General features: G+C 55.5%; 12 protein-coding genes. 2 read left to right on the top strand and 10 right to left on the bottom strand.

From position 1 onward, the window contains the following. Positions 1–2: 2 nt before the first annotated feature. Together apaG and apaH are read left to right on the top strand one after the other, a co-directional pair. Positions 3–380 carry a Co2+/Mg2+ efflux protein ApaG gene (gene apaG / locus ACTU3N_RS02475; protein ID WP_443084544.1) on the top strand — a complete coding sequence of 126 codons (378 nt, stop codon included), beginning with the start codon at positions 3–5 and terminating at the stop codon, positions 378–380. Between the two features lie 3 nt (positions 381–383). Next, positions 384–1,229, top strand: coding sequence for a bis(5'-nucleosyl)-tetraphosphatase (symmetrical) ApaH (gene apaH, locus ACTU3N_RS02470; RefSeq protein ID WP_443084543.1), 846 nt, complete (start codon positions 384–386; stop codon positions 1,227–1,229). Positions 1,230–1,267: 38 nt separating this feature from the next. On the opposite strand, the gene folA is transcribed toward apaH, so the two are convergent. The 10 genes from folA to fkpB all read right to left on the bottom strand — a co-directional run bounded on the left by folA (position 1,268) and on the right by fkpB (position 12,981). Beyond that, positions 1,268–1,747 (bottom strand): type 3 dihydrofolate reductase, encoded by a 480-nt coding sequence (gene folA, locus ACTU3N_RS02465; RefSeq protein ID WP_443084542.1) that lies wholly within the window; start codon positions 1,745–1,747, stop codon positions 1,268–1,270. Between the two features lie 160 nt (positions 1,748–1,907). Continuing rightward, complete coding sequence (gene kefC, locus ACTU3N_RS02460; protein ID WP_443084541.1) at positions 1,908–3,767, bottom strand: glutathione-regulated potassium-efflux system protein KefC; 1,860 nt, start codon at positions 3,765–3,767, stop codon at positions 1,908–1,910. Next, a complete protein-coding gene (gene kefF / locus ACTU3N_RS02455) occupies positions 3,760–4,290 on the bottom strand; it encodes a glutathione-regulated potassium-efflux system oxidoreductase KefF (protein WP_443084540.1) in 531 nt (176 codons plus the stop codon). The genes kefC and kefF overlap by 8 nt, the downstream gene beginning before the upstream one ends. Before the next feature lie 142 nt (positions 4,291–4,432). Continuing rightward, positions 4,433–4,666, bottom strand: coding sequence for a YgdI/YgdR family lipoprotein (locus ACTU3N_RS02450; protein ID WP_443084539.1), 234 nt, complete (start codon positions 4,664–4,666; stop codon positions 4,433–4,435). A 139-nt stretch (positions 4,667–4,805) separates the two neighbouring features. Continuing rightward, on the bottom strand, positions 4,806–8,030 hold the full coding sequence (carB, locus tag ACTU3N_RS02445) for a carbamoyl-phosphate synthase large subunit (protein WP_443084538.1): 3,225 nt from the start codon (positions 8,028–8,030) through the stop codon (positions 4,806–4,808). Between the two features lie 17 nt (positions 8,031–8,047). Continuing rightward, complete coding sequence (gene carA, locus ACTU3N_RS02440; protein WP_443084537.1) at positions 8,048–9,193, bottom strand: glutamine-hydrolyzing carbamoyl-phosphate synthase small subunit; 1,146 nt, start codon at positions 9,191–9,193, stop codon at positions 8,048–8,050. A 454-nt stretch (positions 9,194–9,647) separates the two neighbouring features. After that, entirely contained in the window at positions 9,648–10,469 is an 822-nt protein-coding gene (dapB, locus tag ACTU3N_RS02435) for a 4-hydroxy-tetrahydrodipicolinate reductase (protein ID WP_443084536.1), read from the bottom strand. Positions 10,470–10,512: 43 nt separating this feature from the next. Beyond that, a complete protein-coding gene (rihC, locus tag ACTU3N_RS02430) occupies positions 10,513–11,514 on the bottom strand; it encodes a ribonucleoside hydrolase RihC (RefSeq protein WP_443084535.1) in 1,002 nt (333 codons plus the stop codon). 65 nt (positions 11,515–11,579) lie between these two features. After that, positions 11,580–12,530 carry a 4-hydroxy-3-methylbut-2-enyl diphosphate reductase gene (ispH, locus tag ACTU3N_RS02425; RefSeq protein ID WP_443084534.1) on the bottom strand — a complete coding sequence of 317 codons (951 nt, stop codon included), beginning with the start codon at positions 12,528–12,530 and terminating at the stop codon, positions 11,580–11,582. Then, complete coding sequence (fkpB, locus tag ACTU3N_RS02420; RefSeq protein ID WP_443084533.1) at positions 12,511–12,981, bottom strand: FKBP-type peptidyl-prolyl cis-trans isomerase; 471 nt, start codon at positions 12,979–12,981, stop codon at positions 12,511–12,513. The genes ispH and fkpB overlap by 20 nt, the downstream gene beginning before the upstream one ends. Positions 12,982–13,047: the final 66 nt, after the last annotated feature.

Raw genomic sequence — 13,047 nt, 5'->3', positions numbered from 1 at the left:
CCATGATCAATTCGCCCCGCGTTTGTGTACAAGTGCAAAGCATTTACATTGAGTCGCAATCCGCTCCGGATAACGAGCGCTATGTTTTTGCTTACACCATCACCATCCGCAACCTGGGGCGATCGCCTGTTCAGCTCCTCAGCCGCTACTGGCTTATCACTAATGGAAATGGCCGCGAAACGGAAGTTCAGGGCGAAGGGGTGGTCGGCGTCCAGCCGCACATCGAGCCGGGCGGCGAATACCAATACACCAGCGGCGCAGTTATCGAAACGCCGCTGGGCACCATGCAAGGCCATTACGAAATGATCGATGCGCAGGGTACAGCGTTTCGCATCGCTATTCCGGTCTTTCGTCTCGCCGTTCCAACATCGATCCATTAATACATGTCTACATATCTGATTGGCGACATTCATGGTTGTTATGATGAACTGCTCGCATTACTAAAACAGGTGTCGTTTTCACCTGAGAAAGATACGCTGTGGTTAACCGGCGATTTGGTCGCCCGTGGGCCTGGCTCGCTGGATGTGCTGCGTTTTGTCAAATCGCTGGGCGACAGCGCACGCATCGTGCTGGGTAATCACGATTTGCATTTGCTGGCCGTCTTTGCCGGGATCAGCCGCAATAAGCCAAAAGACAGGCTAAATTTGCTGCTCGAAGCGCCCGATGCCGACGAGCTCATCAACTGGCTGCGCCGCCAGCCGCTGCTGCAGGTGGATGAAGAGAAAAAGCTGGTGATGGCACACGCCGGTATTACACCGCAGTGGGATCTGGAAACCGCGAAAAAATGCGCCCACGATGTCGAAGCCGTACTGGCGAGCGCTTCCTATCCGCTGTTCCTTGATGCCATGTATGGCGACCTGCCGAACCACTGGTCAACGGAGCTGAGCGGGCTTGCGCGCCTGCGTTTTATCACCAATGCTCTGACCCGCATGCGTTATTGCTTCCCGAACGGGCAGCTTGATATGTACTGCAAAGATGTACCGGCAAACGCCCCTGCGCCGCTGAAACCCTGGTTTTTACTGCCGGGGCCGGTGGCGCAAGAGTACAGCATCGCTTTTGGTCACTGGGCGTCGCTGGAAGGAACCGGTACGCCGGAAGGTATTTACGCGCTGGACACCGGCTGCTGCTGGGGAGGCGTGCTGACCTGCCTGCGCTGGGAAGATAAAGCTGTCTTTGTGCAGCCGTCAAACCGCCAGATGGATGTTGATGACGAGGCGATCGCCTCTTAAATCATCTCCCCGGCGCAACAACGCCGGGGAATGATTGATTACCTGCGATCGAGGATTTCAAAGCAGTAGCTGTGCGAGTTCTGCGCATCCGCATCGTGGAACTCGCTGAACACGGATTCCCATTCGTCCGGATCGTAATCCGGGAAATGGGTATCGCCTTCCACTTCCGCGTCAATATGCGTCAGATAAAGCCGTTTCGCCTTCGGCAGGAACTGCTCATAAACGCGACCGCCGCCAATCACCATAATCTCCTGGGCGTCACCGCATTGCGCAATCGCTTCATCCACGGATTTCACCCATGTTACGCGATCGTCACTACCCGGCTGGCTGCTTAAGACAATATTTTTGCGCCCCGGCAGCGGGCGGCCAATGGACTCCCACGTCAGGCGCCCCATCACAACAGGCTTGTTAAGCGTATTGCGTTTAAACCAGGCGAGATCGGCAGGTAAGTTCCACGGCATGGCGTTTTCCATACCGATCACGCGATCTACCGCTAACGCCGCAATCAGACTGATCATTTTTTCATTCCCGGAAGCATAAAAAATTGTCGCCACTATACGTAAAGCGTAATCCTTCGTCGACAAGGGGCACACTAAATACCAGGAAAATTTTTCGCAAAGCGGGCGATGCTCCGTATCTCCCGCTGAGGAAGCCTGTGCGAATCAGCCAGTTACTCACTCACGCCTGCGGTTTTACCTCGGGTTCATCGGCCGGACTGCCGGTGTGCTTTCCTTCTTCCGTCCCTTGCCAGCCATGCTGCTGAGTCAGCGACAGATGCGCACGGTCTTCTGCGATGATTTCCGTCAGCATCGTACTGGTGCGTTTGTACACCGCAGCACGCGCCTGGGTACTGTTCTCCACCTCGGCCATCTCTTCGACCATGCGCATATTAAAACGGCGGAAATGATCGGCCCGCTCCCGCGCTTCATAGGCGCCAAGCCCCAGCCCTTCCAGCGCCTGCCGCCCCAGGCGCAGCGCCGCCTCGAAGGTTTCACGCTCGGGTTTCTCAATACCGGCCTGGCGCAAGCGGATGTAGTGATCGACATCGCGGGCGCGGGCAATAATACGCAGATGTGGATAGGCGTGCTGTGCCATCTCTGTCAGTTGCAGGCTCGTCTCAGGATCGTCGATAGCATTAATCAGTATTTCCGCACGCTTAGCCCCTGCCGATTCGAGTAAATCCACGCGCGTGGCGTCGCCATAGAACACCTTCATACCAAACTTACGCAGCGTTTCGATATGGTCAGGATCATGATCGAGTACGACCATTTTGACGCCGCTTGAGAGCAGAAGACGCCCGGCTATCTGACCAAAACGCCCGAACCCCGCAATAATGACGCGGGCTTCTTCTTCATCGATCGTATCGGCTTCACGCTCCTGCTTATCGCTGCGCTCAAGGCGGGTCAGCAGCACCAGCAGCAGCGGCGTGGCCGCCATCGACAGCGCCACCGTCAGCGTTAGCGCCTTCGCCCATTCACCGTCCAGCACTTGTGCCGTTTGCGCTGCGCCAAAGACAACAAAAGCAAATTCGCTCCCCTGCCCCAGCAACGCCGCAAGCCATAAACCCTGCTTGCGAGGAACGGCGAGAGGCCGGGCAATCACCCACAACACCAGGCTTTTTATTACCAGGAATCCAACCAACATAGTCAGAATGCGCAGCGGATGCGTAACCAGCGTCCCGAAGTCTATCGACATCCCCACGCCGATAAAAAATAGCCCCAGCAGCAACCCTTTAAAGGGTTCGATATCGCTCTCCAGCGCATGACGGTATTCGGAGCTGGCGAGCAGCACCCCGGCAAGAAACGCGCCCATTGCCATTGATAGCCCGGCTTCTTCCAGTAACAGACCAAAGCCAAACACCAAAAACAGCGCAACGGCACAGAAAACTTCCCGCAGGCCGGAGCGGGCAACAAAGTGCAAAGCCGGGCGCGCAACGAAACGCCCCAGCAGAACGACCAGCGCCAGCGCACCAACGACTTTCAGTGCCGACAACATAAATACGCCAGGCGTGGTGGTTGCGCCGCTGGATGCCAGCAGAGGGATCATCGCCACCAGCGGGATTGCGGCGATATCCTGAAACAGCAGCACGGAAAATGCGCTGCGCCCCAGCTGCGTTGTGGTCAGATTGCGCTCATTCATCGCTTGCATAGCAATTGCCGTCGAGGAGAGCGCCAGCGTCAAACCAATCAGTAACGATACTGCCCAGGGTAACCCAAGCAGCGCGCAAAACAGGCCAAGCAACAGGCCGCAGCTCGCCATTTGCAAGGTGCCGCCGCCAAACACTGAGGTGCGCAGTTTCCATAACCGCTGCGGGTCCAGCTCCAGGCCGATGACAAACAGCATCAGTACCACGCCGATTTCAGCAAAATGCAGGATGGATTCGGCGTCCGTCACCAGCCGCAAACCCCAGGGGCCAATCACCGCTCCGGCGATTAAATAACCGAGCACCGAACCCAAACCCAGCCGGACGGCAATCGGTACGATCAGCGCCGCCGAACCAAGGTAGATAAGCGCCTGAATTAAAGAATGGCTATCCATTCGCCACCTCCAGCAATGACTGCAAATGTTGTTTGTAATGACGCGCCGTCGCCTGCAAGGTTTCGTCATCACAAACAAAGGTCGAATGCACGACGAAAGGCGCCAGCCATTTCAGCCCGCAATAGAGCGCCGTCGCCTGCAATGGCTGCGCGAGGATATCAAAACCCGGATGCTCGCCAATCGCAAAGTGGCGCTCATCGCCGCCGGTGGTCACGGCCCACATCACGCTTTTATTGCGCAGCGCCGTTCCGCCGTGCCCGTAAGCCCAGCCGTGAGAGAGGACTTTGTCGAGCCATAATTTAAATAGCGGCGGAACGCTGTACCACTGCATCGGATGCTGCCAGATGATCAAATCCGCGCGGGATAACGCTTCCTGCTCGGCGGCAACGTCGATATTAAAGTCAGGATAGCGTTCATAGAGAGAGCGGATCTCCACCCCTTCCAGCGTTGCGGCGTGTTCGATCATGCGCTTATTGGCATGCGAATGGTGCGGATAAGGATGTGCATAAATAATCAGAATCATTGATTAGCCTGTTTTCACTGCGATATTTTTCATCAGAGTGTAGACATTTAGTGGCATGGCTAACAACGACTATCTGCGAAGGAAATTCTGTAAAAGAGGACTGAAGAGAGGCGGTGGCGAGCGCCACCGCGTGACGGGCTGATTAGTTATCCAGCTCGTTCATATCTTTCAGCTGATCGCGATTGATCTGCTCGGTTTTACCGGTTGCCGCATTTTTATAAGAAACCATTCCGGTATCATCATCGACCTGCGGTTTGCCGTCGGTCACAATGGTACGTCCATCGGTGGTATGTACGGCCTGGTTCGATGAACAACCGGCGACGGTAAACAGTGCTGCAGCAGTAAAAATCGAGGTCATCAGAAGCTTGTTTCGCATGGTTTTCTCCCTGCTTTTTCAGTGTATTTGTGCATCTGGTAATTAACTTTAGATGAACAGGCAGGCGTCAGGGGAAAAAGCAGAACACTCTGAGAGAAGCACCCGGTAAGCAAGCACTTACCGGGCGAGGAGGCACAACTTACTTGTTAATTTGCGCGTGCATTTCCTGCACCGAAATCACTTTCTCGGTTGCGTCGGCATTCAGCGCCATGGCTGTCGCGAAGCCGCCGTTCAGGGTGGTATCGTAGTGCACTTTATATTGCAAAGCGCTGCGGCGAATCAGCTTCGAGTCTTCAATCGCCTGGCGGCCTGCGGTGGTATTGATGATATAGGTATATTCGCCATTCTTAATACGGTCCTGAATGTGCGGACGCCCTTCATGCACCTTATTGACCAGCCGTGGGTTGATCCCGGCTTCGCCCAGTACCACTGCCGTGCCGTGGGTCGCATCCAGTTCAAAGCCCTGTTTAAGCAGTTTTGCGGCCAGGTCCACCACGCGCTCTTTATCGCCTTCACGTACTGAAAGCAGCGCGCGGCCCTTTTTCTTCATGGTCGAGTTGCTGCCAAGCTGGGCTTTGGCGAACGCTTCGGCAAAGGTACGGCCCACGCCCATCACTTCACCGGTCGAGCGCATTTCTGGCCCCAGCAGCGGGTCAACGCCGGGGAATTTATTAAACGGCAGCACCACTTCTTTCACTGAATAATAAGGCGGAATGACCTCTTTGGTATAACCCTGTTGGGCCAGCGTTTTGCCGGTCATCACGCGCGCGGCCACTTTCGCCAGCGCAACACCCGTGGCTTTAGAGACAAACGGTACGGTACGCGCCGCGCGTGGGTTGACCTCAATCAGGTAGACTTCGTTATCTTTCACCGCAAACTGCACGTTCATCAGACCGCGCACCTGCAGCTCAAACGCCAGCTTCTGCACCTGCTGGCGCATCACATCCTGAATTTCCTGGCTCAGCGTATAGGCCGGCAGCGAACAGGCGGAGTCACCGGAGTGCACGCCAGCCTGTTCGATGTGCTCCATAATGCCGCCAATTAGCACCATTTCGCCGTCGCAGATGGCGTCCACATCTACTTCCACCGCGTCATCAAGGAATTTATCCAGCAGGACTGGCGCATCGTTAGACACGCTCACCGCCGTATTAAAGTAACGACGCAGGTCAACTTCGTCGTAAACAATCTCCATCGCGCGCCCGCCCAGCACATAAGAGGGGCGAACCACCAGCGGATAGGTAATCTCTTTGGCTTTATCGATGGCCTGTTCCAGCGCAGTTACCGTCGCGTTCGCGGGCTGTTTCAGCTTCAGACGTTCTACCGCCTGCTGGAAGCGCTCGCGATCTTCGGCACGGTCAATCGCGTCCGGGCTGGTACCGATAACCGGCACGCCCGCGGCCTCCAGCGCACGCGCCAGTTTCAGCGGCGTCTGGCCGCCATACTGCACAATCACGCCTTTTGGCTTCTCAATGCGCACGATTTCCAGCACATCTTCGAAGGTGACCGGCTCAAAATAGAGGCGGTCAGAGGTGTCGTAATCCGTCGATACGGTTTCCGGGTTACAGTTCACCATGATGGTTTCGTAGCCGTCTTCGCGCAGCGCCAGCGAGGCGTGAACGCAGCAGTAATCAAACTCGATACCCTGCCCGATACGGTTTGGCCCGCCGCCAAGCACCATGATTTTCTCGCGATCCTGGCTCGGGTTCGCTTCGCACTCCTCTTCATAAGTGGAGTACATATAAGCGGTGTCGGTGGCAAACTCAGCCGCGCAGGTATCCACGCGTTTGTAGACCGGATGCAGGTTATATTTTTCGCGCAGCTTACGAATTTCCACTTCACGCACGCCAGCAAGCGTTGCCAGCCGCGCATCGGCAAAGCCTTTACGCTTAAGGCTGCGCAGGAAATCAGCATCAAGACCGTTGATGCCGGTTTCCGCCACTTTCTCTTCCAGGCGCACCAGCTCTTCGATTTGCACGAGGAACCAGCGGTCGATATTGGTCAGGTTAAAGACGCCGTCAACGGAGAGGCCCGCACGGAAAGCATCAGCGATATACCAGATACGCTCAGCGCCAGCGTCTTTCAGCTCGCGGCGAATTTTGGTCAGCGCCTCCGGGTCGTCAAGGCTGACTTTCGGGTCAAAGCCAGTGGCGCCTACTTCAAGGCCGCGCAGCGCTTTTTGCAAGGACTCTTGCTGGGTACGGCCAATCGCCATCACCTCGCCAACGGATTTCATTTGCGTGGTCAGACGGTCGTTAGCACCGGCAAATTTCTCGAAGTTAAAGCGCGGGATTTTCGTCACAACGTAGTCGATAGACGGCTCGAACGAGGCCGGGGTACGCCCGCCGGTGATATCGTTCATCAGCTCATCCAGCGTGTACCCTACCGCCAGTTTCGCCGCGACTTTCGCAATCGGGAAACCGGTGGCTTTCGATGCCAGCGCCGAGGAGCGCGACACGCGCGGGTTCATTTCAATTACAATCAGGCGACCGTTTTTCGGGTTCACCGCAAACTGCACGTTCGAACCGCCGGTTTCCACACCAATCTCACGCAGCACCGCCATCGAAGCGTTACGCATGATTTGATACTCTTTATCGGTCAGCGTTTGTGCTGGCGCAACGGTGATGGAGTCGCCGGTATGGATGCCCATGGCATCGAAGTTCTCAATGGAGCAGACGATGATGCAGTTGTCGTTTTTATCACGCACCACCTCCATCTCGTACTCTTTCCAGCCAATCAGCGACTCATCGATCAGCAGCTCATTGGTCGGCGAGAGATCCAGCCCGCGGGCGCAAATCTCTTCAAATTCTTCGCGGTTATAGGCGATACCGCCGCCGGTGCCGCCCATCGTAAAGGAAGGGCGAATAATGCACGGGTAGCCAACGTCAGCCGCGACGGCCAGCGCTTCTTCCATGGTGTGTGCGATGCCGGAACGCGCGGTTTCCAGGCCGATTTTCTTCATCGCGATATCAAAACGGCGACGGTCTTCGGCTTTGTCGATAGCATCCGCCGTGGCGCCAATCATGGTGACGCCAAACTCTTCCAGCACGCCCTGGCGCTCCAGCTCTAACGCACAGTTGAGCGCCGTCTGGCCGCCCATGGTCGGCAGCACCGCATCCGGGCGCTCTTTTTCGATGATTTTACGCACCACTTCCCAGTGGATCGGCTCAATATAGGTCGCGTCCGCCATTTCCGGGTCGGTCATAATCGTCGCCGGGTTAGAGTTCACCAGGATGACGCGGTAGCCCTCTTCACGCAGCGCTTTACAAGCCTGCGCGCCAGAGTAGTCGAATTCACAAGCCTGGCCGATAACAATCGGGCCAGCGCCAAGGATCAGGATGCTTTTTATATCAGTACGTTTTGGCATGGCTTTCGTTCTCCTGATTATTTGGCAGTGCGATATTGCTCAATTAACGCGATGAAATGGTCAAACAGCGGCGCGGCATCGTGCGGGCCGGGGCTGGCTTCCGGGTGTCCCTGGAAGCTGAACGCCGGTTTATCAGTACGATGAATGCCCTGCAAAGTGCCATCGAACAGCGATTTGTGCGTAACACGTAAATTCGCAGGCAGCGTGGACTCATCGACAGCAAAACCGTGGTTCTGGGCGGTAATCATTACGGTGTTGTTATCGATATCTTTCACCGGGTGGTTGCCGCCGTGGTGACCGAACTTCATCTTCACGGTCTTCGCGCCGCTGGCCAGCGCCAGCAGCTGATGGCCAAGGCAGATACCGAACACCGGGATATCGGTTTCAAGAAAAGCGGTAATAGCGTCGATGGCATAATCACAAGGCGCCGGGTCGCCTGGACCGTTTGACAGGAAGATGCCGTCCGGGTTGAGTTTCAGCACGTCCGCCGCCGGAGTTTTCGCCGGAACCACCGTCAGGCGGCAGCCGCGATCCACCAGCATGCGCAGGATATTGCGTTTTGCGCCGTAATCGTAGGCGACAACATGGTACGGTAGCTCGCTTTCTGGCTTCGCTTCCGGCAGGTCGCCCGAAAGCGTCCAGCTGCCTTGCGTCCAGCTATAGGGCTGAGCCGTGGTTACTTCTTTTGCGAGATCCATACCGTTTAAGCCCGGAAAGGCTTTGGCTTTTTCCAGCGCCAGCGCGGCATCCACAGTATCACCTGCGATAATGCAGCCGTTTTGGGCGCCCTTCTCACGCAGCAAACGCGTCAGCTTACGGGTATCAATGTCAGCAATGGCCACGATGTTATGGCGCTTGAGGTAAGAGGAGAGGTCTTCGGTACTGCGAAAGTTGCTGGCAATCAACGGCAGGTCGCGAATCACCAGCCCTTGTGCGTGTACCTGAGAAGACTCTTCGTCAGCGGAGTTGGTGCCGACATTGCCGATATGAGGATAAGTAAGAGTGACGATTTGGCGGGAATAGGAAGGATCAGTGAGGATTTCTTGATAACCGGTCATTGAAGTATTGAAAACGACTTCCCCAACCGCCGTGCCCGTTGCCCCTATGGCCCGACCGTAAAACTGGGTTCCGTCTTCCAGAACCAATAGCGCTGACTTAATCAAAACATCCTCCAGAGAATATTCACTCACTTTATTTGCATATTAATTCAATTGTAGCGCATGAATCAATGCAAATTTGCTGGCCGTGGATTTTTGGCAAACGGCGGCATTCTGGAGATATGTCGGTCAAAAGTCAACGTCTGGCACCTATTTTTCTTTCTATTTTGCGCCATTTCTCGCGTAGAAGCGTTTTAACAGATAAAAAGACAAAATAACTCACCGAGGAAACCGCTTGCGTCATCAAAAAGGCCCTCTATTTTGCCGTTTTGCAGAAAAAAGTGGACCAGATGGTCAAAATTTTCATTTCAAACACATTAAAAATAGAGATAAATTAGAAAAATAAGAGCCAGAGAGGATAAAAAGACAAAAAGAAGAAAAATAAAAGGGCAATAAAATATTGCCCTTTGCAATCAATGCATTAAGACTGCAACAACCACATCACTCTGGGTAATAAATATTACAAATTGTTGAGTTCAAGCACATCACGCATATCAAAAAGACCTGTTTTATGCGCTTTAAGCCATAAAGCCGATCGTACTGCACCTTTCGCAAAGGTCATACGGCTTGAAGCCTTGTGCGAGATCTCAATGCGCTCGCCAATATCCGCAAACAGTGCGGTATGCTCGCCGACGATATCCCCGGCACGTACCGTAGCAAAACCAATGGTGCCCGGAACGCGCTCGCCGGTATGCCCTTCACGTGCATAAACCGCGCAGGTGCTTAAATCTTTATTCAGTGAGGCCGCGATGGCTTCACCCATTGCCAGCGCCGTGCCTGACGGCGCATCCACTTTGTGGCGATGATGGGCTTCGATGATTTCGATATCCGTATAATCACCCATTACTTTTGCTGCTTTTTCCAAAAGCTTAAGCATCACATTCACGCCGACGCTAAAATTTGCGGCAAAAACGATGGCGATATCCTGTGCAGCACGGGCGATAGCCTGCTTGCCCGCCTCATCAAAACCGGTGGTGCCGATAACCATGCCTTTTTGGTGCTGTTGGCAAAATGCCAGGTGATTCAGCGTGCCTTCCGGGCGCGTGAAATCGATAAATACGTCGAAATCCTCTTTCACCGCCTCAAGGCTGCTCTGTACCGTCACGCCTGTTTTTGCCACGCCAGCCAGTTCGCCCGCATCGCTGCCAAGCAGGGAGGAGCCTTCACGTTCCAGCGCAGCGCCAAGCGCCACGCCATCCATTTCTACCGCGGCCTGAATCAGCTGACGGCCCATACGACCGCCCGCGCCCGCGATGGCTACGCGGATTGGTGCATCATGCATAGTTGTGCTCTTTTGTTAAAAATACGTAAGAATCGTTTCCAGATTAACCAGCCCGCGCCGGAGCCACCAGCCGAAAACACCGATAATTAGAATTTAATGATATACAGCCGGAAATATCAGTAAAAGGCATGACGCTAAGGTGCGCGCGCCAGTACTTGCGCGACCCACTGGCGAAACCCGTCGATATCAATATCCAGCGCCACCTGCGCATTCGCCGCCAGGCCGAGCTTGCCGTCGCCACAACCGTGGTGCCCGCGGTGTAAAGCCCCTGAGTCTCCACGGCGACAAAACAGGATTTGAGCGTGAACAACTCTGGGCGAACCAGCCAGGCGATCGCGCAGAGATCGTGCATACGCAGGCCCGTTGCCATGCTGCCGCTGCGATAATGGCTGAAAAGCGCATGCAACATTTTCCCGGTTTTATTCAGTTCGGGAAGCGTTGCCAAAAAATCAGGCGTCAGAGTCGCCCGGTTGGTGACATCCAGACCGCACATCACTATCTCCAGCCCGCTTGTGAACACGCGCGCGGCGGCTTCCGGATCGATGGCAATATTAAACTCGGCATTGGGCGTAAAGTTGCCGCGCCCGGCGGAGCCGCCCATCATCACCAGGCGGCGAATATTGAAGTGGCATTCGGGATAGTGCGTCAGCAGCAGCGCGATATTCGTCAACGGGCCAATAGTCACCAGCGTGACCGGTTCTGGCGAAGCCAGCAGCGCGTCGCGGATCGCCTGAAATGCAGGGATGGCTAACGGCTGGCGCTGATGCGCAATGAAGTCATAGCCGCCAAGCCCCGATTCACCATGCACATCCGCCGCATCATGCAGCTGGCGCACTAAGGGTGCGGCTGCGCCCTGCGCCAGCGGCGTTGCAGCCTGCCAGAAGTGAAGCAGTTGCAGCGCGTTGCGGGTGGTTTTCTCCAGCGAGACATTCCCGGCAACGGTAGTGACCAACCGCAATTCTAACTCGGGGGAAAACAGGGCTGCGGCGAGGGCGACAGCATCATCGATACCCGGATCGGTGTCGAGAAAGATTGGCAGACGCATAACTCCTCCATAAAAAAAATGCCAGACTGAGTCTGGCATCTTCGCATATCTGTGGATTAAAAAAGCTATTCGACTTCGCGAACATCAACCCGCAGCTCTTTCGGCACTTCAAACACGATGTTCTCTTCGCGCCCTTCAAGCGGGATAGCCTCGCCGCCGCCCAGCTCTTGCAGCCGGGTAATCACATTCTGCACGAGGATATCCGGTGCGGAAGCCCCGGCGGTCACGCCGACGCAGGCGATACCGTTAACCCACTGCGGCTGAATATCAGAAGCGTCATCAATCAGGTAAGCTGATTTACCCATCCGCTGCGCCAGCTCCGCCAGCCGGTTAGAGTTGGAGGAGTTTTTCGAACCGACCACCAGCACCACTTCTGCCTGCTCCGCCAACGCCCGCACAGCTTCCTGGCGGTTGGTGGTGGCATAGCAGATATCGTCTTTACGCGGGCCAACAATCTCCGGAAAACGTGCGCGCAGCGCGTCGATCACATCCGAGGTATCATCAACCGAAAGCGTGGTTTGCGTCATAAAGGAGAGCTTGCCGACGTTTTTAATATTCAGGGTCTGAACATCTTCCGGCGATTCCACCAGGTACATTCCCCCTTTGGGGTTGCTGTACTGGCCCATGGTGCCTTCCACTTCCGGATGCCCGGCGTGACCAATCAGAATCGCCTCTTCCCCGCGGCGGCTGGCTCGCGCGACTTCCATATGCACTTTGGTGACCAGCGGGCAGGTCGCATCAAATACGGTGAGATCGCGGCTTTTCGCTTCGTTACGCACCGCCTGCGATACGCCATGCGCGGAGAAAATCAGGATAGCCCCGTCCGGGACTTCGCTGATTTGCTCAATAAAGATAGCGCCGCGCTCACGCAGACTATCGACGACATAACGGTTATGCACCACTTCATGGCGCACATAAATTGGCGCGCCGTAAATCGCCAGCGCGTTTTCAACAATGCTGATAGCGCGGTCGACTCCGGCGCAAAAACCGCGCGGGTTAGCCAGCAGGATCTGCATCAGGCTCCTCCAGTACCGGATCAACTTCCAGCACATCGATATCAAAATGGACGGTTCTGCCTGCCAGCGGGTGATTAAAATCCACGGTAATGGAATCGCCGCTGATCTCGCGGATAACGCCAGGCATTTCGCTGCCGTCCATTGCGGTAAACAGCATGATCGCACCGATCTCGGGTTCGCCTGCGTCGATAAATTCGCGGCGCGAGAAGTACTGAATCAGGTCCGGGCTTGGCGTGCCGAACGCGGCGTCCGGTTCGAGAGAAAAGACTTTTTTCTCTCCGGCTTGCAGGCCAAGCAGATGTTGTTCCAGCCCTTCTGAAAGTGACCCGTCGCCGAGGCGAAACAGCGCAGGTTTGCCGTTGTTGCGGGTTGACTCGGCCAGAGAGCCATCTTCGAGCTTGAGCGTGAAGTGCACCAGCACTGCGCTGTCGCTTTGTACGGATTTAGACATGCAGGTTGCTCTTATGTTTTCGCGAATAGTGTGCCCGGCGGCGCAAACACCTGCCGGGCCAACAAC

Origin of the sequence: Vagococcus sp. WN89Y (assembly GCF_052220145.1) — a bacterium.
Classification (GTDB): domain Bacteria; phylum Pseudomonadota; class Gammaproteobacteria; order Enterobacterales; family Enterobacteriaceae; genus Kosakonia.
Note: the sequence above shows the minus strand (reverse complement) of the source record. Positions and strands in the feature narration are given on the sequence as shown.

Bases quoted from the DNA above. Each gene is read 5' to 3' on its own strand.
- apaG (WP_443084544.1), top strand. From the start codon at position 3: ATGATCAATTCGCCCCGCGTTTGTGTACAAGTGCAAAGCATTTACATT.
- apaH (WP_443084543.1), top strand. From the start codon at position 384: ATGTCTACATATCTGATTGGCGACATTCATGGTTGTTATGATGAACTG.
- folA (WP_443084542.1), bottom strand. From the start codon at position 1,747: ATGATCAGTCTGATTGCGGCGTTAGCGGTAGATCGCGTGATCGGTATG.
- kefC (WP_443084541.1), bottom strand. From the start codon at position 3,767: ATGGATAGCCATTCTTTAATTCAGGCGCTTATCTACCTTGGTTCGGCG.
- kefF (WP_443084540.1), bottom strand. From the start codon at position 4,290: ATGATTCTGATTATTTATGCACATCCTTATCCGCACCATTCGCATGCC.
- ACTU3N_RS02450 (WP_443084539.1), bottom strand. From the start codon at position 4,666: ATGCGAAACAAGCTTCTGATGACCTCGATTTTTACTGCTGCAGCACTG.
- carB (WP_443084538.1), bottom strand. From the start codon at position 8,030: ATGCCAAAACGTACTGATATAAAAAGCATCCTGATCCTTGGCGCTGGC.
- dapB (WP_443084536.1), bottom strand. From the start codon at position 10,469: ATGCATGATGCACCAATCCGCGTAGCCATCGCGGGCGCGGGCGGTCGT.
- rihC (WP_443084535.1), bottom strand. From the start codon at position 11,514: ATGCGTCTGCCAATCTTTCTCGACACCGATCCGGGTATCGATGATGCT.
- ispH (WP_443084534.1), bottom strand. From the start codon at position 12,530: ATGCAGATCCTGCTGGCTAACCCGCGCGGTTTTTGCGCCGGAGTCGAC.
- fkpB (WP_443084533.1), bottom strand. From the start codon at position 12,981: ATGTCTAAATCCGTACAAAGCGACAGCGCAGTGCTGGTGCACTTCACG.